At 35.2% G+C, this 23,755-nt stretch carries 21 protein-coding genes; 12 read left to right on the plus strand and 9 right to left on the minus strand.

Annotated features, from left to right (window positions below):
• Nucleotides 1-118: 118 nt before the first annotated feature.
• The gene (locus tag Q0992_RS03700; RefSeq protein WP_299520706.1) at nucleotides 119-1,258 is read left to right on the plus strand and encodes a cystathionine gamma-synthase; all 1,140 of its coding nucleotides are present in this window, start codon (nucleotides 119-121) and stop codon (nucleotides 1,256-1,258) included.
• Nucleotides 1,259-1,332: 74 nt separating this feature from the next.
• On the opposite strand, the gene Q0992_RS03705 is transcribed toward Q0992_RS03700, so the two are convergent.
• Nucleotides 1,333-2,085 carry a glutamate dehydrogenase gene (locus tag Q0992_RS03705; RefSeq protein WP_299520713.1) on the minus strand — a complete coding sequence of 251 codons (753 nt, stop codon included), beginning with the start codon at nucleotides 2,083-2,085 and terminating at the stop codon, nucleotides 1,333-1,335.
• Nucleotides 2,086-2,357: 272 nt separating this feature from the next.
• Between Q0992_RS03705 and gdhA the strand changes: the two genes are divergently transcribed.
• The 4 genes from gdhA to Q0992_RS03725 all read left to right on the plus strand — a co-directional run bounded on the left by gdhA (nucleotide 2,358) and on the right by Q0992_RS03725 (nucleotide 9,393).
• Entirely contained in the window at nucleotides 2,358-3,701 is a 1,344-nt protein-coding gene (gene gdhA, locus Q0992_RS03710) for an NADP-specific glutamate dehydrogenase (protein ID WP_299520720.1), read from the plus strand.
• 129 nt (nucleotides 3,702-3,830) lie between these two features.
• Complete coding sequence (locus Q0992_RS03715) at nucleotides 3,831-6,212, plus strand: two-component regulator propeller domain-containing protein (protein WP_299520728.1); 2,382 nt, start codon at nucleotides 3,831-3,833, stop codon at nucleotides 6,210-6,212.
• A gap of 2 nt (nucleotides 6,213-6,214) precedes the next feature.
• On the plus strand, nucleotides 6,215-6,934 hold the full coding sequence (gene recO, locus Q0992_RS03720) for a DNA repair protein RecO (protein WP_299520735.1): 720 nt from the start codon (nucleotides 6,215-6,217) through the stop codon (nucleotides 6,932-6,934).
• Nucleotides 6,935-6,957: 23 nt separating this feature from the next.
• Nucleotides 6,958-9,393: a TonB-dependent siderophore receptor gene (locus Q0992_RS03725; protein ID WP_299520741.1), complete on the plus strand. Its 2,436-nt coding sequence runs from the start codon at nucleotides 6,958-6,960 to the stop codon at nucleotides 9,391-9,393.
• A 52-nt stretch (nucleotides 9,394-9,445) separates the two neighbouring features.
• Here the strand turns inward: Q0992_RS03725 and Q0992_RS03730 are convergent, their stop codons facing one another.
• Nucleotides 9,446-11,836: a hypothetical protein gene (locus tag Q0992_RS03730; protein WP_299520749.1), complete on the minus strand. Its 2,391-nt coding sequence runs from the start codon at nucleotides 11,834-11,836 to the stop codon at nucleotides 9,446-9,448.
• A 104-nt stretch (nucleotides 11,837-11,940) separates the two neighbouring features.
• On the opposite strand from Q0992_RS03730, the gene Q0992_RS03735 reads away from it, so the two are divergent.
• On the plus strand, nucleotides 11,941-12,411 hold the full coding sequence (locus tag Q0992_RS03735; protein ID WP_299520757.1) for a regulatory protein RecX: 471 nt from the start codon (nucleotides 11,941-11,943) through the stop codon (nucleotides 12,409-12,411).
• A gap of 57 nt (nucleotides 12,412-12,468) precedes the next feature.
• On the opposite strand, the gene Q0992_RS03740 is transcribed toward Q0992_RS03735, so the two are convergent.
• From Q0992_RS03740 to Q0992_RS03765, 6 genes are all read right to left on the minus strand, one after another.
• Nucleotides 12,469-12,957, minus strand: a complete 489-nt coding sequence (locus Q0992_RS03740) for a DUF6646 family protein (RefSeq protein ID WP_299520765.1) — start codon at nucleotides 12,955-12,957, stop codon at nucleotides 12,469-12,471.
• A gap of 72 nt (nucleotides 12,958-13,029) precedes the next feature.
• Nucleotides 13,030-13,890, minus strand: a complete 861-nt coding sequence (locus Q0992_RS03745; RefSeq protein ID WP_299520774.1) for a cupin-like domain-containing protein — start codon at nucleotides 13,888-13,890, stop codon at nucleotides 13,030-13,032.
• 85 nt (nucleotides 13,891-13,975) lie between these two features.
• Nucleotides 13,976-14,449: a hypothetical protein gene (locus Q0992_RS03750; RefSeq protein WP_299520779.1), complete on the minus strand. Its 474-nt coding sequence runs from the start codon at nucleotides 14,447-14,449 to the stop codon at nucleotides 13,976-13,978.
• A 51-nt stretch (nucleotides 14,450-14,500) separates the two neighbouring features.
• Nucleotides 14,501-15,928, minus strand: a complete 1,428-nt coding sequence (locus Q0992_RS03755) for a flotillin family protein (RefSeq protein ID WP_299520781.1) — start codon at nucleotides 15,926-15,928, stop codon at nucleotides 14,501-14,503.
• A 51-nt stretch (nucleotides 15,929-15,979) separates the two neighbouring features.
• Nucleotides 15,980-16,621 (minus strand): hypothetical protein, encoded by a 642-nt coding sequence (locus Q0992_RS03760; RefSeq protein ID WP_299520783.1) that lies wholly within the window; start codon nucleotides 16,619-16,621, stop codon nucleotides 15,980-15,982.
• A 290-nt stretch (nucleotides 16,622-16,911) separates the two neighbouring features.
• The gene (locus tag Q0992_RS03765; RefSeq protein WP_299520785.1) at nucleotides 16,912-18,738 is read right to left on the minus strand and encodes a TonB-dependent siderophore receptor; all 1,827 of its coding nucleotides are present in this window, start codon (nucleotides 18,736-18,738) and stop codon (nucleotides 16,912-16,914) included.
• Between the two features lie 70 nt (nucleotides 18,739-18,808).
• Here Q0992_RS03765 and Q0992_RS03770 point away from each other — a divergent pair, with 70 nt between their 5' ends.
• Nucleotides 18,809-20,305 (plus strand): PLP-dependent aminotransferase family protein, encoded by a 1,497-nt coding sequence (locus tag Q0992_RS03770; RefSeq protein ID WP_299520787.1) that lies wholly within the window; start codon nucleotides 18,809-18,811, stop codon nucleotides 20,303-20,305.
• Here Q0992_RS03770 and Q0992_RS03775 read toward each other — a convergent pair.
• Nucleotides 20,295-20,609, minus strand: a complete 315-nt coding sequence (locus tag Q0992_RS03775; protein ID WP_299520789.1) for a DUF2007 domain-containing protein — start codon at nucleotides 20,607-20,609, stop codon at nucleotides 20,295-20,297. The two genes, Q0992_RS03770 and Q0992_RS03775, sit on opposite strands and share 11 nt — an antisense overlap.
• 117 nt (nucleotides 20,610-20,726) lie before the next feature.
• On the opposite strand from Q0992_RS03775, the gene Q0992_RS03780 reads away from it, so the two are divergent.
• Genes Q0992_RS03780 through Q0992_RS03800 form a run of 5 tightly spaced genes read left to right on the plus strand, consistent with a single transcriptional unit; the run spans nucleotide 20,727 to nucleotide 23,668 of the window.
• Nucleotides 20,727-21,236 (plus strand): DUF2975 domain-containing protein, encoded by a 510-nt coding sequence (locus Q0992_RS03780; protein WP_299520791.1) that lies wholly within the window; start codon nucleotides 20,727-20,729, stop codon nucleotides 21,234-21,236.
• Between the two features lie 2 nt (nucleotides 21,237-21,238).
• Nucleotides 21,239-21,745, plus strand: coding sequence for a DUF2975 domain-containing protein (locus Q0992_RS03785; RefSeq protein WP_299520793.1), 507 nt, complete (start codon nucleotides 21,239-21,241; stop codon nucleotides 21,743-21,745).
• A 2-nt stretch (nucleotides 21,746-21,747) separates the two neighbouring features.
• A complete protein-coding gene (locus tag Q0992_RS03790; RefSeq protein WP_299520795.1) occupies nucleotides 21,748-21,954 on the plus strand; it encodes a helix-turn-helix transcriptional regulator in 207 nt (68 codons plus the stop codon).
• A 20-nt stretch (nucleotides 21,955-21,974) separates the two neighbouring features.
• Complete coding sequence (locus Q0992_RS03795) at nucleotides 21,975-23,231, plus strand: Y-family DNA polymerase (RefSeq protein WP_299520797.1); 1,257 nt, start codon at nucleotides 21,975-21,977, stop codon at nucleotides 23,229-23,231.
• Nucleotides 23,228-23,668, plus strand: coding sequence for a LexA family transcriptional regulator (locus tag Q0992_RS03800; protein WP_299520799.1), 441 nt, complete (start codon nucleotides 23,228-23,230; stop codon nucleotides 23,666-23,668). The genes Q0992_RS03795 and Q0992_RS03800 overlap by 4 nt, the downstream gene beginning before the upstream one ends.
• Nucleotides 23,669-23,755: the final 87 nt, after the last annotated feature.

Here is a 23,755-nt window from a genome sequence, read left to right on the forward strand (position 1 = left end):
AAAGGTATAACACTGGTTTGAATACAACGAATTATCAGTTAAATTTGTTGCTCTAAATACGCCTTTCTGTAAAGTTTGTTTCTGTAAGACGTCTAAGGCATTTTAATTTATTAAAACTATGAAATTCAATACAAAAACCATACATGGGGGTCAAGAACACGACCCAGCTTACGGATCGGTAATGCCTCCGATTTATCAAACCACAACTTATGCCCAATCGACGCCTGGTGGTCATAAGGGCTATGAATATTCCAGAACTCATAATCCGACACGAAATGCGCTAGAAAAAGCCTTTGCAAGTATTGAGAACGGAAATTATGGACTGGCATTTGGTTCAGGTTTGGCTGCTATTGATGCGGTCATAAAGTTGTTGCAGCCTGGTGATGAAGTAGTTTCTACAAACGATTTATATGGTGGAACCTATAGGCTTTTTACAAAAGTATATGAAGATTTTGGAATAAAGTTCCATTTCATCGGAATGGAAAATGCAAATAAAATCGAACAATATGTTACTCCTAAAACTAAGTTGATTTGGGTGGAGACGCCAACCAACCCAATGATGAATGTTATAGATATAGTAGCTGTTTCTGGGATTGCAAAAAAACATAACATTTTATTGGGTGTAGACAACACTTTTGCTACTCCTTACCTACAGCAACCTTTAGATTTGGGTGCTGATATTGTGATGCATTCAGCAACAAAATATTTAGGTGGACATAGTGATGTGGTCATGGGTGCATTAGTTGTAAAAGATAAGGACTTAGCCGATAAGCTTTATTTTATTCAAAATGCAAGTGGTGCAGTTTGTGGACCGCAAGATTCATTTTTAGTGCTGAGAGGAATAAAAACCTTGCATATTCGAATGCAGAGGCATTGTGAAAATGGAAAGGCCGTTGCAGAATATTTAGCGAGTCATCCAAAGATTGGAAAAGTATACTGGCCAGGTTTTGAAAGTCACCCCAACCACGATGTCGCAAAATCGCAAATGAAAGATTTTGGAGGGATGGTATCTTTTACGACAGAAGGTAATGACTATGAGGGAGCTATCAGAATTGTAGAGAGACTTAAAATTTTCACATTAGCAGAATCTCTTGGAGGAGTTGAATCTTTAGCAGGGCATCCTGCAAGTATGACCCACGCAAGTATCCCAAAGGAGGAGCGTGAAAAAACAGGAGTTGTAGATTCTTTAATAAGATTAAGTGTTGGGATAGAAGATGAAGAAGATTTGATAGCAGACTTAAAACAAGCGATTGGATGAATGAATAATCTGAAAAAGAAAACCGAATCTAAAGGATTCGGTTTTCTTTTTATGTTATGACAGAAGGTTATAGTCTAATCTAGGTAATAAATATAGCCGAAGTTTAACCATAAATTCCAATCGTTTGCTTCGTTAGACGGTAATTTATGATTCAATCCATCTACGAAATCATCAAAATAGTATTGCCATCTCAACTCTACAAATAGGTCAGAGAGTATGGTAAGTTTATAACGTGTTCCGATACTAGCTACGACAGACCATGTAGAACCCGAGTCGGGATTAATGAATGGATCTCCACCAGAAGCATCATCCCAAAAACTATAAAAATTGTTGTTATTCAAAACGTTGCCATCACCATAGGTAGTCTCTACGGATGGATTAAAAGATACATAATGTGCTCCAAGTGCGGCAAATGGAGCAAAAGAGTATACACCAGCAGAAAATGCCCTAATACTCCTCGGAAAATATTCTAATTGCATACCGACATCCCAGTTTTGGGCCTCACCAGAATGCGCTCTTAATCGATCTGCATTATCAGTGGTACGGGCGTTGTCTACCCATTTTCCAAAGTGATTTAGTGTTGTCTTATTCCAAGAAATTTCACTTCTAAGCTTAAAGTGGTCGTTAAAATAAGTATCTGTAGAATAACAATTACAATCAGCACGATAAGCAAAATTAATGTAATGTACTATTCCTATAGCAATACCTGTATTACCTGAGTTGGTTTCAAAATCACTTCTAACACCAAAATCAGATTGAAATGCAACAGCACCAACAAATGCCCCTATTTCGTGAGAGAAACCCAATTGGGCCGATGTTGTTTGCATTGATAATAGTAAAGCAAACAAAGTAAATAGTTTTTTAACATGTACTGCCATATAACAAAATATGATTAAGATGTTGCCGAACAAATATATAAAAACTCGACGAACTACCAAATAAAACGGATAAAATGCAAGTTTCTTGTTAAGGAGAAGAATTTCATTACAATTCTGAGATATTCAAAAAATAATTGAGAATATGAAAAAAATAAGGTGTTATTTTTGAAGATAATGTATCTTTGCACCTTGTAAATCACAATTTCTTAACAATTTTTTATATGAAAAATAAAATTGAAGCTTTTTTAGATCTTGTAAAAAAGCGAAACGGGCACGAACCTGAGTTTTTACAAGCTGTTCAAGAGGTAGCTGAAACAGTTATCCCTTATATCGTTAAGCATGACATATACCATGGTAAGAATATTCTTTTAAGAATGGTGGAACCAGAAAGATTATTGTCATTCAGAGTCAGTTGGGTAGATGATTCCGGAGAAATACAAGTCAATAGAGGTTACAGAGTACAAATGAACTCTGCTATTGGACCTTATAAAGGCGGATTGCGTTTCCATCCTACTGTAAATGCAAGTATTTTAAAGTTTTTAGCCTTCGAGCAAGTTTTTAAGAATAGCTTGACGACATTGCCTATGGGTGGTGGTAAAGGAGGTTCTGATTTTGACCCTAAAGGAAAATCTGACAATGAGGTCATGCGTTTTTGTCATGCATTTATGACTGAATTATATAGACATATTGGACATAACACAGATGTTCCGGCTGGAGATATTGGAGTAGGTGCTAGAGAGATTGGATATATGTTTGGAATGTATAAGAAATTGAATAACACCTTTACTGGGGTGTTAACCGGCAAAGGTCAATCTTGGGGTGGGTCTTTAATTAGACCAGAAGCTACCGGATATGGCAATGTGTATTTTGCTGAGAATATGCTAAAAACAAAAGGGGATTCCTTTAAAGGAAAGAATGTTGTGATATCAGGATCAGGTAATGTAGCTCAGTTTGCTGCCGAGAAGGCCATTGAACTAGGAGCTATTGTACTAACCCTTTCGGATTCTGGTGGTTATATTGTTGATGAAGAAGGTATCGATAACGAAAAATTACAATTCGTTATGGGATTAAAGAATGTAAAAAGAGGACGAATCAAAGAATATGTTGATAAGTATCCTAATGCTACTTATGTGGCAGGAGAACGACCATGGTCAGTAAAATGCGATATAGCTTTGCCTTGTGCTACCCAAAATGAGCTTAATGGTAATGAAGCTAAACAATTAATTGAAAATGGTTGTATTTGTGTTTCCGAAGGGGCAAATATGCCATCTACACCAGAGGCGATTCACGAGTTTCAAAAAGCCAAAATATTATTTGCACCAGGAAAGGCATCTAATGCAGGCGGGGTTGCAACATCAGGTTTAGAGATGAGCCAAAATTCGTTGCGTTTAAGCTGGACGAGAGAAGAAGTTGATGCTCGGTTGAAAGATATTATGGAAGATATTCATGATGCCTGTGTTGAATATGGTAAAAATGATGATGGCTCAATCGACTATATTAGAGGTGCTAATATAGCTGGTTTTGTTAAGGTAGCGGATGCTATGCTGGCACAAGGAGTAGTATAGAATTTTTGTTAAATATAAGAAGCCTTCATTTTTTATGAAGGCTTTTTTATTGGGTTAGTATATATTATTAAAACCATAATATCGTTACTATTAAATATATTTGACAAAACAAATCTTTTGATGGACAAAATGAGTTTTAAGGTCTTGCTTGTTTCTTTGGCCTTTTTGATTTTACTTAAGGGTTACTCCCAAGACTTTTCATCGTTATGGCAAGCACACTACTCTTACAATGATATTGTAGATGTTGTGGAGGGTAATAATAAAATTTATGCTGCTGCCCAAAATGCAATTTTTGGATATGATACTTTGTCAGACCAAATGAATACTATTACAACAGTAGAGGGCCTGTCAGGTGAGCAAATAACTACAATTTATTATAGTGAGTTTTATCAAAGTCTATTAATAGGTTATGAAACAGGATTAATTGAAATTTATTTTGAAACAGATGAATCAGTGCTTTCGGTTGTAGATATTTTGGAGAAAGAAAATATAGCTCCTTCAAGGAAGCGGATCAATCACTTCTATGAACATGAGGGTTTCGTTTATATTTCTACGGACTTCGGTGTTTCAGTTTATGATTTAGATCGATTAGAGTTTGGCGATACTTATTTTTTGGGAAATGGAGGGGCTCAAATCAATGTAAATCAGGTCACAGTTCTTAATAATGAGATTTTCGTCGCCTGTGGCAATAATAACGGATTAAAAAGAGCAGATTTAAACAATCCTAACCTTATTGATTTTCAACAATGGCAGACATTTCTTGGGGGAAATTTTAGGTCAGTGAATACACTTTCTGATAAAATATATGCCATAAGATTCAATAGGGATTTAGTCGAAGTAGATGGTACTATTGTAAATATTCTATTTAATTTTCCAGCAAATCCAGCGGACACTCATATTTCAGGGAGTAATTATATAGTTACTACGGTAGCTAATATAGTATATGTTTATGATCAAAATATAGGGTTAGTTAATAGTTATCAGCCTTCAGAAGAATTCGATACCGATTTTACTTCTGCAACATTTGTAGAAAATGATGTTTTTATAGGATCTACTGATTTTGGAGTATTAAGAAGTTCGACCTTTGACAATACATTCTTTACAGCAATAAAACCTAATGGGCCTTTATTCAATGAGATTTTTCGCTTAGATGCAGAAACAGGTATTGTTTGGGCAAGTTTTGGGGATTATACAGAATCATTTAATCCTTCACCGCTTAGATCTAGAGGATTGAATTATTATAGAGATGATGTATGGGAAAGTATCCCTTTTGATAGTGTTTTAGGAGCAAGAAACCTCTCAGAGATAGCCACTAATCCATTTAATCCCAATCAAGTTTTTATAAACTCTTGTGAAGATGGAATATTGGAGATTAATAATTTTGAGCCAACAATCTTATATAATCAAGATAATAGTGGTTTGGAATCTTTAATAGTTCCTGGTTCCCCAGATTTCATTAGCCTTAGACTTACAACCTCTATCTTTGATAGGAATGGATTTTTATGGTCATTGACATCACGGTTACAAAGACCTTTAAAATCATATGACCCAAATACGGGAAACTGGACTAGCTATGACTTTTCAAGTATTATTGATGATCCTGGTGACGAACTTGGTTTTTATGATATTGATATTGACAACAATGGGACCAAGTGGATAGGTGGTTACTCTAATGGACTTTATGCTTTTAATGAAAACATAGGGAGTAGTCCTCTTAGAAATATAGCTTCAGAAGAACAGAATTTGCCTTTTCCAAGAGTAACTTCATTAGCTATTGATAATAGAAATCAGCTTTGGGTTGGTACATTTCAAGGCTTAAGAGTCTTGTTTAATACCTCTGGTTTTTATGACGATCCCAATCCTACATTAAGTTCAATAATAATATTAGAGGATGGTATCCCACAAGAACTGCTTGCAGGGCAAACAATTACAGATATAGAGGTAGATGGTTCAAATAATAAATGGGTAGGAACTGTAGATTCGGGTGTTTTTTATTTTTCACCAGATGGGCAAAATACCATTTTTCACTTCACAACGGATAATTCCCCATTACCGTCTAACAGAATTAATGACATTTCTATAGATCCAGATAATGGTATTGTTTATATAGCTACAATTAGCGGTATGTTAGCTTTTAGAGCAGGCGGATCGAAACCTGAGGAGACTTTAGAGGATGCTTTTGTATATCCTAATCCTGTAAGGCCAGAGTACAACATATTAGGATTCAATGACCTAAATGATATTAACAAGGGCATTAAGATAAGTGGCCTTACAGAAAGAGTCAATATTAAAATTACTGATGTTGAAGGCAACTTAGTAGCAGAAGCTCAGTCTAATATCAACTTAAGATCCTCAACTGCCAATTATAATTTTGCCATTGATGGAGGTACAGCTATTTGGAATGGTAGAAATTTAGCAAATTCTGTAGTAAGAACAGGTGTGTATCTCGTAATGATTTCAGATTTAGATTCCTTTGAAACCAAAGTCCTTAAGGTTCTTATTGTACGTTAAATATGCTTACAAAAAATAATAGTATTGTCCTTTCCAAACTAAAGTATAAGGATAACGATCTTATTGTAAGGTGTTATACGGAACAAAGAGGTGTGGTAAGCTATATTTTGCGAGGGGTTTTAAAATCTAAAAAAAGCCATACTAAGACTGTTTACTTTCAGGTGCTTTCTCAGCTTCAGATTGTAGAGGATTTTAAGCCTAACAGGCAGCTTCAGAATATGAAGGAGGTAAAACCAAATTATATTTATAAGAGTCTTCATAGTAATGTTTACAAAAGTGCCATTGTATTGTTTTTATCAGAAATTCTTTCTGTAGTGCTTAGGGAAGAGGAAAAAAATGAAGCACTTTACAACTATATACAAACTGCGTTGCAATATTTGGATAGCGAAGAACAGTATTCAAATTTTCATTTATTGTTTTTGTTGAAACTAACACGATATCTAGGGTTTCAGCCAGAAACCCTAAATATAGACTACCCTTATTTTAATCTAGAATCTGGAATTTTTGAAGTATCACCCTCTGGAATTTACTCAATTAAGGACGAAAATTTAACATTGCTAAAACAATTGTTGGGCATAAATTTTGATGAGTTAAATACTATAAAGATTAATGCAAAACGACGACAAGATTTTTTAAATATGTTATTGTATTATTTTGAGTTACATTTGGACGGTTTTAAAAAACCTAAGTCATTGCAAGTGCTTAATGATGTATTTCATTAGCGATTTTTTACGAAGAGATTTTAATGAAAATGTACATAAAAGTGAAATGTAATATCATTTTTAATGTTGTTTTATTTCTTTTTTTACAGGTGTCGTTTTCCCAGACTATTACCGTTTTAGAAGAAGGTAATGGCCAACCTATTCCAAGTGTTGCCCTATACAATTTAAAGAAAACCAAGTATGTGGTTACTGATAGTGTTGGAAAAGCCAAGCTAGATAAATTCAATCCACGCGAGATTATTTTTTTTCAGAATTTGTTGTATGAAAAAATGCAATTGCGAAAGTTTGAGATTGCAGAGAATAATTATACCATTTATTTAACACCAAAGATTGAGGGTCTTGATCAAATAGTTATTTCGGTCTCTAAGTTTGAACAAAGTAAACGGGACATACCTCAATCCATAGTAAGTATTAATGCCAAAGATATCACATTGGCTAATCCACAAACAAGTGCTGATTTATTAGATAATTCTGGAAATGTTTTTATACAAAAAAGCCAAATGGGTGGTGGAAGCCCTATGATTCGTGGTTTCTCAACCAATCGATTGCTTATAACAGTTGATGGTGTAAGGATGAATAATGCGATATTTAGAGGCGGAAATCTTCAAAATGTAATTTCTATAGATCCGTTATCCGTACAAAGCACTGAAGTTACTTTAGGTGCAGGTTCTGTAGTTTACGGTAGTGATGCTATTGGCGGTGTGATGAGCTTCTATACCAAAAAACCTCAGTTATCTTATAAGGACGAATTGCTTATAGATGGCAATGCCTTGTTGCGTTATAGTACAGCTAATATGGAAAAAACGGGACATTTTGACTTAAATCTTGGCTATAAAAAATGGGCGTTTTTGACTAATGTTAGCTATACGGATTTTGATGACCTAAGAATGGGTAGCAATGGTCCGGACGACTATCTAAGACCTGAATACGTCATAAGACAAAATGGCGAAGATGTTATAGTACCAAATAATGATCCTCAGATTCAAAAGCCTACAGCTTACAGTCAAATCAATTTGATGCAAAAAATACACTATGAACCATCTGATAATCTCAAATTTGATTTTGGATTATACTTTACAACAACGTCAGACTATCCGAGATACGACCGATTATTAAGGCCAAGAGGAGAAACCCTACGTTCAGCAGAATGGGAATATGGACCACAACAATGGTTTATGGGAAATGCTCAGATCACCAAGACAACCAGTAGTTCAAATTTATACGACAAGATTCAAGCTACTGTAGCCTATCAAAACTTTAAAGAGAGCCGTAGGGATAGAGATTTTCGATCACCTTTACGAGAAGTCCGAGAAGAAAATGTAGACGTGATTTCTTTTAATCTCGATCTAGAAAAGAGACTCAGCCAAAAGACTAGTTTTTTCTATGGTTTAGAATATCTCTACAATATAGTCGGGTCCGAAGGGCAAGAAGAAAATATCGAGGCCAATACAATAGCTCAAAATATAACACGCTATCCAGACGGTGCGACTTGGCAATCTTTTGCAGCGTATTCGAGTTTTAAATACAAACCCAATTCTAGGTTTGTTTTTCAATCGGGACTACGCTATAATCACGTTATAGCGAATGCGGATTTTACAGAGAACAATGAGTTTTTGAACCTGCCCTTTAATGATGCAGAAGTCAATACTGGCGCACTTACAGGAACAGCTGGTATTACATGGTCGCCGAGTAATATGATTCAATGGAAGCTCAATGCCTCAACCGCCTTTAGAGCGCCTAATATTGACGATATAGGTAAAGTGTTTGATTCTGAGCCTGGATCAGTGGTAGTGCCTAATAACAATCTAAAAGCTGAGTATGCTTATGGTGGTGAACTAGGTTTAAAGCTGAATTTTGATAATGCCGTTATCTTAGATATGGCGACCTATTATACCTTTTTAGATAATGCTTTAATACGAAGAGATTTTGAGTTAAATGGCGACACCGAAATTATCTATGATGGGGAATTAAGTACAGTACAAGCGATTCAAAATGCGTCTAGAGCATGGATATATGGTTTTGAAATAGGAGCAGAGATTAATTTCTCCGATTATCTAAAAATGCGCTCACAATACAATATCATTGGTGGGACCGAAGACAATAATGGTGTTGAGGTGCCAGTAAGGCATGTGGCACCTAATTTTGGTAGAACACATTTAGTTTGGAATAGGAACAAATTACTTTTAGACGCTTTTTTAATCTATAATAATGAGTTGTCCTTTAATCAATTAGCACCCTCTGAGCTATCCAAAGACTACCTGTACGCTTCGGACGCTAACGGAAATCCCTATTCGCCATCTTGGCATACCGTAAATTTTAGAGCGCAATACTTTTGGAACGATAAGTTTACGTTTACAGCAAGTTTAGAAAACATAACAGACCAGCGCTATAGACCTTACTCTTCTGGTATTGCAGCTGCTGGAAGGAATTTGATTTTAGCATTTAAGTATACTCTATAAAAAATGAGCTCATTATAACGAGTGCTTTAGAACTTACATTGAACTATAAATATTAGTGTTGTTTAATAGCTTTCTTGCTAATGATTTCCCCGTTGGATAGTGTTACTTTGGCAATGTAAGCAGCATTGCTTAATTTGGATAAATTGTACACTTCAGTAGAGCTTGTACCCTCAAGATTGTAAATCTGTCTTCCCAAAACATCTAATATCTCAACATTATTTATGGTATGTGGTTCGTTAATGCTTATCTGCACTTTTCCATCGGAAAGTTCTGTAATAATCAATTCATTAGCATTAATAACATTGTCATCTAGAGAAAGCGCTTCTGATGTAAATACGATTTCGAAACGATTTTTAAATTCACCTACTTCTGAAGTGAAGTCGTAATCAGACAGCTTTAAGTCATGGACTATATTTAAAAGATTATCCTTTAAATAAATTGGATTATCTGAAAAGAAATAGCCTTCATATTTTATAGCCTTTATCGAGAATATGGTTGGCAGTTCAAGATTGTTTATGAAACCTAAATGTATAACTTCATCCAAACTAATATCTTCGACTGCTCTTCCCTGAATTGCAAATTTATAATCATTTATTGCATCAATCCTTGAATAAAGAACAGCTGCTGTTGCGGTAGATTCTTGACGTCTTGCATCATAACCTGAACCATCAAAATCAGAAGTTGCACCTTCTACATAGCCAATACCCGTTTGGCTATATGCCCCATTATCAGATGTTAGGTTTAGCCATAATTTATTATATGTGTTTGGCTCTGTTGTATTACGATAAAAATCATCGTTTTCATTATTGCCAGAAACCCTCATACTATTGGTAAATAGAATCGGATTGGCAGAAGAGCTTATTACAAAGAAGCCTTGACCTGATGGAATTTTTCTCTCTGGTATATCCAAAGCATCAACAACATTGTCGCCGTTGAGATCACTACCATTTCCAAGTTCTAAAGTGGCATTTATGGTTAAGTAGTCACTTTGACTAAAATTTAATACCTCATTACCTGGATTGGAATTCAACGGTGCCCTGAAATGAGACCAAAGATAAACCACGTTTTGTATGGATGTATTTCCAGCAAATAACAAATCAACATCAATTGCTGATGGGTAAGGGTTGCCAGCTAAATTCCAATGAGAGGTGTTTACTGGATTATAGGCTAAAGGAAATGAATAGTCACCTGTATTAAACCCTCCTGTGAAAATATATTGATACGACACTGGAGGCCCTGGGATAAAAGCAATTTCACTGTGTGTTGCAGCATATCCTCTTCCGACTTCCATTATGCCTGTAGCTACACCCCAATCGTTACCATCATCATCGATGTCATCGGCGTTAAGGTCTAAAAAGTTATTGGCATTAAATTGAAATCGTCTATTTGGGTCAGCCGCAAAAAGGGCCGTATTGATGGTTGCATTTGCCACTGGTGAACTCCAATAGGTATAATCATACCAGTTGTTAAGAGGTGAAGTAAATTTTATAACTGTGGAGCTTCCCGTACCGTTTAAAGTAAATGAACCAGCATTAACTCCATCACCATTTTGGATAAAAGAACCACTTGTTTCAACAAAAAGAGTGGCGCTGTCTTCTACAACTACGTCATTTACAACTTCTACGAATTCACCATTACTCACCCTTAGCTCACCTGCATTAACAGTTAATGAACAACAAGTAAAACTCCCACCATCTGTATCGGTAGTGTAATTACCGTTTATTATTACTTCCGTATTTATGTTTGGCATGCCGTTGTCCCAGTTCGCACCATCCCAAGTTGTGCTTAAGGTACAAGGGGTACATGAATAAGTGCACCCACCCATAGTAAATCTTGTAGCATTATTACCTGTCCAATTTGTTGCATCAGAATTTGCGGCTAAAATTAAAACTGGATTAAGAGTAATAGAGCAGTCATATTCGCCATTATCAAAATTACCAACATCAACTGCATTAGTTCCATCTGTCAATCCTGGTGGTAATGCTGTATCATTAGCAGAAGTAGCATCTGACCAACCAAAACTACTGAAATTAATGCCATATATAAATGTCGGCGATGCGTCTGTACCTTGGTAAACAAGTATTTGATCCCCATTAGTGGCGAGTTGAAAACTATTGCTATCAGTTATTGAGCCTAAAGATGCCACAAAAGGATCATCATTGTCGGTAACAACTATTTCTGTACCACATGGTAAATCCGATGTAGCGGTCCATGTTAATGTACCTTCAAACCCTCTGAAACTTCCAGAGTTTTGCCAACCTCTATCCGTGAAATTAATTTCCGTATTAGTTGTGACATCAGTTAATAAAACAAATGTAAATTCGTCTGGATTGTCGGAATTAAATCCAGTTACAATGACTTCTCCAGCTGATAATGTGGTTTGTGATATACCAAAATTAAAAACTGCTAACAACAAACAAGAGAGGAGGGTAATTTTTTTCATAGGGCAAATAATGGATTAATCGATGATAAAGATATATTAAATGAGTTCTTTATCAGGCTGTTGCAAGATAGAATATTATTATAAAAAGTTATAATTTTGGCCTTATGAATCTTCAAAAAACCTATACTGTCGATGAAGCGCAAAAAGTGCTGAAGAATTATTGTGCTTATCAGGAGAGATGTCATAAGGAGGTAAAAGCTAAGTTGAAGGACATGAAAATGATTCCTGAAGCCATTGATAAGATCATCGTTGCACTTATTGAACACAATTATTTAAATGAAGAGCGATTTGCCAAAGCTTTTGTAAATGGAAAATTCAGAATAAAGAAATGGGGAAGAAATCGATTGATTAGAGAGTTGAAGTACAGAGAGGTCTCTAAATACGCCATTAATATTGCTTTAAAAGAAATTGATGAAGAGGAATATTACCTTGTATTAGATGAATTGATTAAAAAGCGGATACACCAAGTGAAAGAAAACAATAGTTTTAAGAAAAAGAAGAAAGTAGCGGATTACTTATCATATAGAGGATGGGAGTCTAACTTAATCTATGAAAAATTAAATCAATATTTATAGAAAAAGCCTTTTCAAATTATTGAAAAGGCTTTTATTTTAATCTTATTGCTATATAATCTATAAATTAAAAGTTGCGCCTAAATTTATTGTGAACTGATTATGTAATTCTTCAGCTGGGGACAAATTATCACTGTATTTAGCAAATGGTGTATTAAGTTCTGTATAAATACCAAAACCCTCTGAGAAAAAATAACGCACTCCTAGATGACCGCCAAAATTTTTAAGACCTAAATTTAAACCAGGATACAAATCAAAATTATCATCGATGTTTAATACGTTTCCGATATTGGCGTTAAATCGCGCCTTAAGATCGAAGCGATCACCAAAATCAGCGTCTAGAGCGTCCTCAACTCCTAGTAGGTAAGTAGAAGATACACCTATTGAAATATTTTCGCCAATACCATAATCGTAGGTTGCATTAATACCTGTACCATTATCTTGAAAATTAGCACCAACTTGAAATTTCTGGTCTCCCTTGCCTTCAAATGCTTGGGAATAACCAAAACTTGCAAACAATAAGGCAACTATTAAAACAGCTTTTTTCATGATTTGAGTTTTAAAAATGTGGGCAAATATACAAATTTAGATTCCTGTTTTCACAGGAATAACATAAGAAAATCAGGCGAAACGATTAGTGTTGGTTATTGCCTTTTCGTTTTTCCAATCGATCCATTTTTGGCCTCTAATACGGCGCATTAGGTTATCATAATTACGCATTAAAAAAATATTATATAGAGCCTTGCTGAAGTTTTTAGGATTTCTGGCAATTGCTCTTAGACTCATGGAGAAACCTGGCGTAAGGTAGCGCATATAGTGCCAATAACCTTCGGGCATATAAAGGACTTCGCCATGATTTAAATTACAAACCCACCCTTTTGCATGTTTTAATGCAGGCCATTTTTCAAAATCTGGATTGTAAAAGTCTATATCCTCTCTTGTGATTAAAGAGTGTGGTATTTTATATAAGTATTTATTTTGTTTTTGGTCAAAGAGAATACATTGTTTTTTACCTTCAAAATGAAAATGGAAAATGTTGGCCAAATCTATATCATAATGCATAAAAGTATAAGAGTCTCTACCACCAAAGAACAGCATAGGTAAACCTTTCATGAGGCGTAAGCCAAAATCAGGATAACTGAAGTCTTTTTGCAACTGCGGCACTTCCTTTAAAATATTCCATAAAAAGATTCTGAACTTTGTAGGCTCACGTTTAAGTAAATCAACATAATCACTCATCTTCATCGTGGCATGAGCTTCGTTGAATCCTTCTTTATAATCGACTGGTCTGTCGTCATATAGCGGCACGGTCTTGTCACCAGCGATTTCTTTCATATAGTCTAAATTCCATTTAGAATAAGCAGGCCAGTCTTCAATAAAACGCTCTATAACCACAGGTTTTTGAGGTTTAAAGTAATGCTTTATAAAATCAGCTTTTGTGATGGTTTCTACACGAGGTATGTCTTGAAGGTTTAATTGCAACGATGAAAAACTTTAAAGCGCCAAAGTTAATAAAACGTTACCAAAATTTAAATATTGTTAATACCAAAACTTAAAATATCAATCCTTATAACCACTTAGATTCTCGTTCTGTTGCATCTAAAATATCAACATTAAATAAAGGTGCCAATTCGTGAGCTTTTTTAAAAGCATCCTCTATATCTTTTGTACTGTAAGCTTCAATCTTTCGGTTGGTGTTATAAAATAAGTTAAGCTTTATGATTTCGTTAGTTACATTGGTCTCAGCACTTCTTGCTCTAACCGTTGTTGTTTCATTAGTCCTAAAAACAGAAATATATTCGATTTTTGGAAGTGGTTTCCAAGTGCCTAGATTAATCCCTAAAATAGATTTTATAGGCCTGTATCTGTCATTTTCAAAATCAAACTCCGTGCCTTCAGTCAATAAAAAGTATACTGCAATACCACATAATATAAGACTTTTTATATCTTCTTTTAGTAGGATGATTGAAAAGATGAGTAATGCCAAACCAAAAATCAGCTTCATTATTGGAATCTTTCTAATGTACGTTATGCGTTTCATTGTATTTTGATTTAAAATAAAATCCGCCTTTTAAGCGGATTTTATAATATGTTAAGATTTATCTTCCGATTTCTCAATTTCAGCATCATCAGCTTCAATCTCTTTTTTATCCTTGCCTTTTAAATACTCTGGTAAATCCATACCAGCCATGTTAAACATTTCCTGCAATGGTGGTACGGCTTTGTACATGCCTGATATAAAGTTGGAGGTCGACGATTTACCATCTTTACCAGCTCCGTTTTCCCAAACGGTAACTTTATCGATTTTAATATTCTTGATAGCATCAGCTTGTGTTTTAACCAATTCAGGTAATTTATCAGCAACTAAAAGCAATACAGCATCCTTGGAATTATTACCAGCTGCTTTTACGATTTCATCTAAACCAGCGGCTTGTTTTGTTAAGACTTCATAGAGACCTTTTGCTTCAGCCTGTGCCTTGAAAAGAATTGCATCAGCTTCACCTTTTGCACGCCTTCTAATACGCTCTGCTTCCGCTTCAGCATCAATCTCGGCTTTCTTTTTGGCAATCTCTGTTGGTACAATAACATCGGCCATTTGAGAAGAGCGTTCACGTTCTGCTCTAGCGGATTCTGCTTGTTGCTCAGCAGCATAAGACTCTTCCAAAGCTTTTGCAGCTTGTACTTTTTCTGATGCTATTGCGACGCGCTCAGCTTCAGCTTCACGCTGACGACGCAAGGAATCTGAATTGGCAACGGATATTTTTGCCGTGTTTTCACCTTCAACAGCTTTAGCATTTGCCGCAGCGACTTGGGTTTTTTCATCTTGTACGGCATTGGCTTCACCAATGGCACCATCCCTGTTTTTTTCAGCAACCGACTTACGAGCCGCATTGATAGCATGTGCTGCTGCTTCCTTACCAAGCGCTTCGATATAACCAGATTCATCAACAATATCAGTGATGTTTACGTTGATAAGCTTCAAACCAACTTTCTTCAACTCTGATTCTACAGATTGCGAAATGTTAGTTAAGAACTTATCACGATCTGAATTAATTTCTTCAATATCCATAGATGCCACAACTAAACGCAATTGTCCAAAGATGATTTCTTTAGCTAATTCTTGAATATCCTGAAGTCCTAATCCTAAAAGACGTTCAGCCGCATTTTGCATCACTCCTGGCTCAGTGGATACACCAATTGTAAAACGCGAAGGGACATTGACCCTAATATTTTGTTTAGATAACGCATTAACTAAATTGACTTCTATAGAGATTGGCGTTAGGTCTAAATACTCATAATCTTGAATCACTGGGAAAATAAAGGCTGCACCACCATGAATACATTTAGCCGACTTTCCTCCACCAACTTTACCGTATACTACAAGGATACGGTCCGAAGGACAGCGTTTATAGCGTCTTATCAATACGATTAGGATGAGTACAATGATTAGAGCAGTAAAAATGAGGGCCATTGGGCCTCCAATGCCCTCCATTATATTTTCTTGAATAAGTAAAGTCATGGAATAAAAGATTTTAATGGTTAATATTTAGTGATTTATATAGTTTCTTTATCAATTACTTAATAAATGGTTTTCTCCACTTTCTAATTCTTTATGTTGAGGTTGTGAAGGCTCAATCGGTTTGCGTGTGTGGTCCACAATAAGAATGCCGTTAGGTGTCACATCAACAACTTTTATAATCGTTCCGGATTTTAAATCGGTCAGTGAATCCGTAAGCGCATCGAGTTCGCGCATGGTACCTTGAACGTTAACACTCACTTTACCCATACGACTACGGTCGGCTCCTATCGTTAGATACACTTCGCCTACAGCATCTATAGCATTGTCATAATTGAGTGTGCCACTATCGGCAAGCTTACTCATGAAGTAAAATAAAGATGCGACAACGGTCATCATTAATAATCCACAAACTGTAGAAATAACCAAGGTCAATGGAGTTGAAAGCCCTGCGTCGAGACATGCTATACCACTCCACCCAAATATGGTGAAAAAACTAACGATATTTTTGAATGTTAGAAATTGAAAACCGATGCCTGAGTCACTATCAATATCCGAATCTACATCTCCCAAATCATCGGCATCGCCGCCAACCAAAGCCATGACCATGACAATGACAAAAACCAAAGATGCTACTAATGCTACTGACCAGTAGATTTTTGGAAGTAACTCTAAATTTGAAAACCATTCTAGCATTGTAATAGAATTTTAATTACTCTTATAAAGATACGATGAAACCATGGGTTTTATCACGATTTTGAAAGTAATTTTAACCGTCAAAAAGTGACATTCAAAATACGAATTGAATGTGGTATAATTTTATAAATTTCAAGAGTTTAGCCTTGAGAAGAAATGATGGTTAAGAAGTAATTGTGGTTTTTTAAACCTCAATTAAAAACGACTTTCATATTATGAGTAGTGAAAGCTTGAATTTTGTTACAAATCAGCGTTATTTTTTAAAATCTTAAAGGTCTAGATCAGTCTATCTAGTTAAAGGTATACCGAAACCCAAATAAGATATTGCTTGATGGCATTGGTACAAATCCCGTTTCAATATAGTCAGCATCAAAAATGTTGCTTGCAGTTATCGTTAATTCTGCTTGTTTTAGTCTATAGATTAAAGATGCATCCCAAACATTGTAAGTTTGTCCTGTAGTGCGCTCAGCATATTTATACACTATATTCTGGCTCACATTTTTGAATAGTTGCGTACTTAGTCGTGTGGTATATTGATGCCTTAGGGTATTCAGTGAGTATCGCGATAAATCCGGGTTTTGATCTAAAATATTGTCGTCTAAGTAGGCATAACCAATAGCTAATGTTTGGTTGTAATTACCAAGCTCAAAATTGTACGACGCATCAAACTCAATACCTTTGGTATTAACTTCCCTAATATTTGTGGCTGTAAAAATTCCTGTAGTTGTGTTTGGTCTTATATAATCGATTAAGTTATCGGCATCTCTGTTAAAGACTGCAATGGATGCGTTAAGCTTTTTTGAGAAAAATTTCAATCCAATTTCTTGTGCAAAGGCCTCTTCTGGCTGCAAATCTGGATTACCAGATGTAGCAGGATCACTATAAAATAAATCTGTATAAGTTGGTATACGATAGGTATATCCAATGTTACCATAAGCTCGGAAACTAGTTGAAATTTCATAACCAATATCCAGCCCGGGAAAGGCGTTAAAATCAAAATCCGAAAAATAGGTCATGGCCACACCTGGTGTGATATCCAGCTTGTTCTTTGCCAATTCAAAACGATGCTCTACAAAAGCTGTTGCCAAAAATCGATTGCGGTTACCTAGATTATTACTGCGAATATAATATTGAGATAAATCAACCCCAAAACCTGTAATTCCAAGTTCAGAAACATAGGACGCATTTGCTTCTACCCCAATTTTATTGGTGATATGAAAATTTCTAAAAAAACTGGGATCTTCTCTTTGTAATAAAAACATATCCTGATGGCGTCGCCAATATACACGTGGTGTAATTTTTAATTTGTTTTTTCTGAATGTTGTTGTTAATGCGATAAGGCTATTTTGCGTCTCTTCATATTCCGTAAACCCAAAACTTGGTGGTGTGTAGAAATTTTGTGCTCCAAACTTACGCTCCATAAAGCTTGCTATAAGCTCAATAGGCTGTTTGTTTTTGTTAAAAATACTCTGCAAAAAATAATTTGCATTATCATAGTCTGAGTTAAAACGATAGCCTTCAGAAGTTACACGACCAACATGAATGATATGGGATGCATTTTCTTGCTCAATACCAGCGGTAATATTGCCATTCAGCTGACCAAAGGAACCCGTTTCCAAGTTTCCAGAAATGGTATTTTCCAAGTTTTTTTTCGTAACAATATTAATGGCACCAGTAAAGGCATTTTGTCCAAATACTCTAGCAGCAGGACCTTTTACAATCTCTATGCGTTCTATGACTTCGATGGGTAAGGCAGCATTCATTGTATGGTGGCCAGTTTGGGCATCATCCATTTTTATACCATTAATCAATAATAATGTTTGGTCAAAACCACCACCTCGAATATGTAAATCTGCTTGGCTTCCTCCAGTACCACGGCGTCTTATGTCTACACCAGCTACTTGTTGTAATAAGTCCGCAACATTTACGGCTGCACTTTTTTTAATATCTGCTTTTGTGACAATATTTATTGTTCGGGAATTTTCCCTAAAAGGCAAATCAATACGCCTTGTTGATGTTACCGTTACTGAATCTAATTCTTGCCGAGGGATATCTTGTGCATTAAGTTGAAAACTAAGAGCTAATACTAAAGTAAAAAGGATATATATATTTCTCATCGTATCATTAAGCTTAAAGTTGCAAAAGTCGTAACTTTCCGGACGACTACAATAGGCCACTTTTAAAATAATGAATAGTCCGGTTAATGAAATATTGAAACAACTTATAACTTTTGATAGATCCTTAGTGCAACCCGTTTACGTGCAAGTAGCACAGCAAATTATAAATGCCATACAACGCAGGTATATTTCTAAAGGGAGTAAGCTGCCAGGTACTCGAACTTTAAGCCACTTATTAAATGTTCACAGAAATACTGCCGTAGCTATTTACGACGAGCTTGCATCACAAGGTTGGGTAGAAATTATAGCTAATAAAGGTACTTTTGTTTTGGAGACAGAGGGGGCCACTGCAAAAATTAAGGCTACTGGCAAGAATGTAAACCAAGCGTATACATATCCTAAAAAAGCTGGTTTCCCATTTCAAAGCTCATTTCATCTGGCATCAACAGAGCAAAAAACCACTGCAAGATATATCATAAATGACGGTAAACCCGATTTGAGATTGCACCCAGTATATCAGTTCTCTAAATGGTATACGGCAGTTATGAAGCGTAGGCCTCAAGTAAATAATCAAAATAATTCCGTAACATCTACAGCTTCAAATTTTAAAATTCAACTCTGCAACTATTTAAACGCTACGAGAGGCTTTCATATCAAATCAAGTAATATAATAAGTACTAGGAGTACGGAAATGAGTCTTTATATCGTATCGCAACTTTTAATAAAACAAAATGATTTAGTTCTGGTAGGTCAGTTAAGTCATTATGCTTCCAATACCATTTTTCAAGAAGCAGGTGCTATTATAAAAACAGTTCCGGTTGATGATGATGGTTTGGATATAGATTACATAAAAAGCCATTTTGTAAAAAATAGTATTAGATGTGTATATGTATGTGCGCATAGGCATTATCCCACTACAAAAACTTTAAGTGCAGAAAGACGATTACAGCTATTGCAATTGGCAAAAACCTATGGTTTTGCAATTATAGAAGATGACTATGACTACGATTTTCAGCTTGAAGGTTCAGCGATGTTACCAATAGCAACAGCAGATACTGATGGAATGGTTATTTATCTCAGTAAAATGGGTCAGTCATTATTAACAAGTTTTCAAATGAGTTTTGTAGTGGCGCCAGAAAATTTAATAGCTGAGGCCAGTAATTATTTAATGCTGCTAGATGAGCAGGGTGACTTTATACAAGGCCAGATATTGTCTGAGTTAATTTCTGAAGGTGAAATATATAGGTTACATAAAAAAAACAATGTGATTTACAAACAACGCCGTGATTATTTATGCGATTATCTAAATTTTTATTTTAAGGGCATTATTGTTTATGAAAAGCCTCAAGGGGGCTTAGCCATATGGTTAAAGTTTTGTAATTCAATTTCCTTAGTAAAGCTCGCTAAAGAGGCAGAAAAAATGGATTTATTTCTTCCCAAAACCATTCTCTATCAAGATAAAAATACCTGTGCCATTCGCTTTGGTTTTGGTCATTTAAACAAAGAAGAAATAGAAATGGTTATTATAAAGTTGAGAGGAGCCTATGATGCGCTTGTTAATCTTTAGTATTAATTACGGTATCGCAAGCTTCACATCGATATTGGTAACGTGCACTAAAAGGTAAGGTGCCTGTAATAAAACCAATTATAAATGAGAAAAAAGATTTAAAGTCTGAAATTGTAGAGTATAGGTTTACGCGTTCTTGCTGACAGTTTGGACATTTTATGGCATTGCTTACCAAAGGATCTGTGTCTATAGTGATATTATCTCTAAGAAAAACCTCAATGCCATCAGCTTCTAACCGTCCCTTTACAATTTGGGCTTCGGATGAGTATTGATAGCGTGCTATGGTCACAAAGGTATCTTGCATTAATCAAAGATAATCAAGACTTATTAGGTTTTCAAAACAAAATTAGTGAGTATAAAAAATTATTGTTTTTCAATAATTTTATTACATTTGTTATCGTAAAACAATAATTTATCGGAAATGAGAAAATTAATTATCCTTAAAAGTTTGGTTGATTTTATTTGGATTGTGAGTTGCATTCCTTTAATAGGACTGTCTCTGTTTTTTTTAGTTTATATGTTTATAAACCCCAATTCCATAGACTTAGTTTTTGAGGGTATTACAAAAGATTCAGAAACTCCAAACTATACAAAACAGTTGTTTGGTATAGTTTATATAGGTATAGGATTGATATCTATTTATTGTCTTTTTATTTTTAGAAAAACACTACGTTATTTTCAGCAGGTTAAACCGTTTCATACAAATGTTATAAACAACTTTTATAAAATAGGGTATTTGCTAATTATAGTTGGTACAGCAGGAACTGTAGTGACCTTTATATCTAGATTATTATTCAAAGAGGAGTTTAAAATTAGTTTTGGTCTGACGCCACATTTTATTTTAATATGTCTTGGTTTATTCTTTATGGTACTCAGTGAAGTATTTAAAGTGGCGAAATACGCTAAGGAAGAAAACGATTTAACCATATAATTATGAAAACTAAGTTAAATATATTTAGAATAGCACTAGTATTGTTTGCGATAGTTTATATGTTACTAGTGTTGTTCTACATTATTGCTACATTTACTGGAGGACACACAGTGCCAAGAGAAGTAATTAGAGCATCGTTTTTAGGAAATCATTTGGCAATTAATTTTTATAGTTATTTTATGCTTGACGTGATTAAAGATGGCTTAATGATTTATGCTTTAATCGTGCTCCTCAAGGTCACGGACCAATTTATTAAGGAGCGGTATTTTACTCCTAAAATCATTAACTTAATGAGAATAGCAGGATTGCTTTTTATTGGTGTTGCTTTTCTTGGGATTTTAATTTCAATATTTTATCACACTACGTTTTCTGAACACGTTATAGAAAGTTTGCTTTTGCCAGGCATGATCCATTTTATGACTTTAATTATAGGGTTAGGACTTTTAGTTATTGAGGAAACTTACCATAAGGGATTTATTATTAAGACCGAAAACGATTTAACCATATAGCTATGCCCATAGTAGTAAATCTCGATGTAATGCTTGCCAAGCGCAAGATGAAGAGCAAAGAATTGGCTGAAATTATTGGCATAACCACGGCTAATTTGTCTATCTTAAAATCTGGAAAAGCAAGGGCCATTCGGTTCTCTACGCTCGAAGCTATCTGCAAAGCTTTGGATTGCCAACCAAGTGATATTTTAGAATATGTCGAAGACTAAAATTAGTATCTTTACAAGATATGTATGCCTTAGTAGATTGTAATAACTTTTATACCTCTTGTGAGCGTGTTTTTAACCCTAATTTAGAAAATAAGCCAGTTGCTATTTTAAGCAATAACGACGGTTGCGTTATTTCTATGAGTGATGAGGCGAAATCCTTAGACTTACCATTTGGTGCTCCGATTTTTAAATGGGAAGGGTTTTGCAAGATTAAAGGTATTAGCGTGTTATCATCTAATTATCCATTATATGGTGATATGAGCAATCGCGTAATGAGTATTCTTGAACAGTTCACGCCAGATGTTGAAGTCTATAGCATTGATGAAGCCTTTCTTCAATTTAAAGGATTTGACAGTTACGATTTTAGAGACTATGGCAATCAAATACGTCAGCGCATCCTAAAATGGACAGGAATACCAACATGTGTAGGGATTGCACCAACAAAAGCATTAAGCAAGGTAGCCAACAAAATTGCACGTAAGTTTCCTGATAAAACAAAAGGGGTTTATGTGATAGATTCAGAGGAATCTAGAATAAAAGCTTTAAAATGGATGAAACTTGAAAGTGTTTGGGGCATAGGCTATGGCTTACAAAAACGGCTAAAAGCCAAGGGTTGTAAAACAGCTTATGATTTTACACAACTTGACGATGAATGGGTTAGAAAAACCTTTTCCATTACAGAATGGAAATTAAAAAAAGACTTAGAGGGTTTTTCTAAAATAACATTAGAAGAACCAACACGTAAACGCGCTATTGCAACAACCCGAAGTTTTGATTACACCTATGATGATATCAATTATATAAAAGAACGCGTTTCTACTTTTGCGACAAGTTGTGCAGAGAAGTTACGCAAGCAAGGCTCTAGCTGCCATATGATTATTGTTACCTTAAGTAGCAATAGACATAAAAAAGACTTTGAGCAACACCGAGCTAGTACTATGGTAAGCTTTTCCTTTCCTACAGATTCTTCGTTAATAATTAGTAGGGAAGCTGTAAAGGCAGTACAATCTATTTTTAAGAAGGGGATTAGGTACAAAAGAGCTGGAGTCATAGTAACCGGTTTAGTGCCAACCGATAATTATCAGTTAGATATGTTTAGTAAGGAAGACCCTAAGCATAAACCTCTGATGTCTGCTATAGACAGTATGAATAAAAAGTATAAAAGTGACAAGGTTAAGATAGGAAGCCAGGACTTGGATCGTACGTGGAAAATGCGTCAAGAACGACTCTCGCCAAGATATACAACAAATATTAATGATATTATTACTGTGAAATGATAACCCACAAGTCCAACAATTTAGTATTCTATATTCCAGAATCCATTGAAGATGCTGGGATTAACTTTTTCGATACAGGAATTTCTGCTGGTTTTCCCTCTCCTGCTGATGATTTTAAGGAGCAGCGACTGTCTCTTGATGAAGAATTAGTAAAAAATAAAGAAGCAACATTTTATGCTCGGGTTAGTGGGCAATCCATGATTGGTGCCGGTATAGATGACAACGACTTGTTGGTTATCGATAGAAGTTTAGAACCAGAGAACAATAAGATTGCTGTTTGTTTTCTTGATGGTGAATTTACCGTTAAGCGTTTAAGAGTCTCCCAAGGTGAGGTGTGGCTTCAGCCAGAGAATCCGGATTATCCCATCATTAAAATTTCAGAAGAAAACAACTTTATAATTTGGGGTATTGTTACCAACGTGATTAAAAAGGTGTAAAAGGGTTTTATTCTTGGTAAAATGAATTTAAAAAAGGGGAAGACCATAAATTGGGGAATTATAGGTTGCGGTAATGTCACTGAAATA

The organism is Winogradskyella sp. (genome assembly GCF_028289625.1).
In the GTDB taxonomy this organism is placed as follows: Bacteria; Bacteroidota; Bacteroidia; order Flavobacteriales; family Flavobacteriaceae; genus Winogradskyella.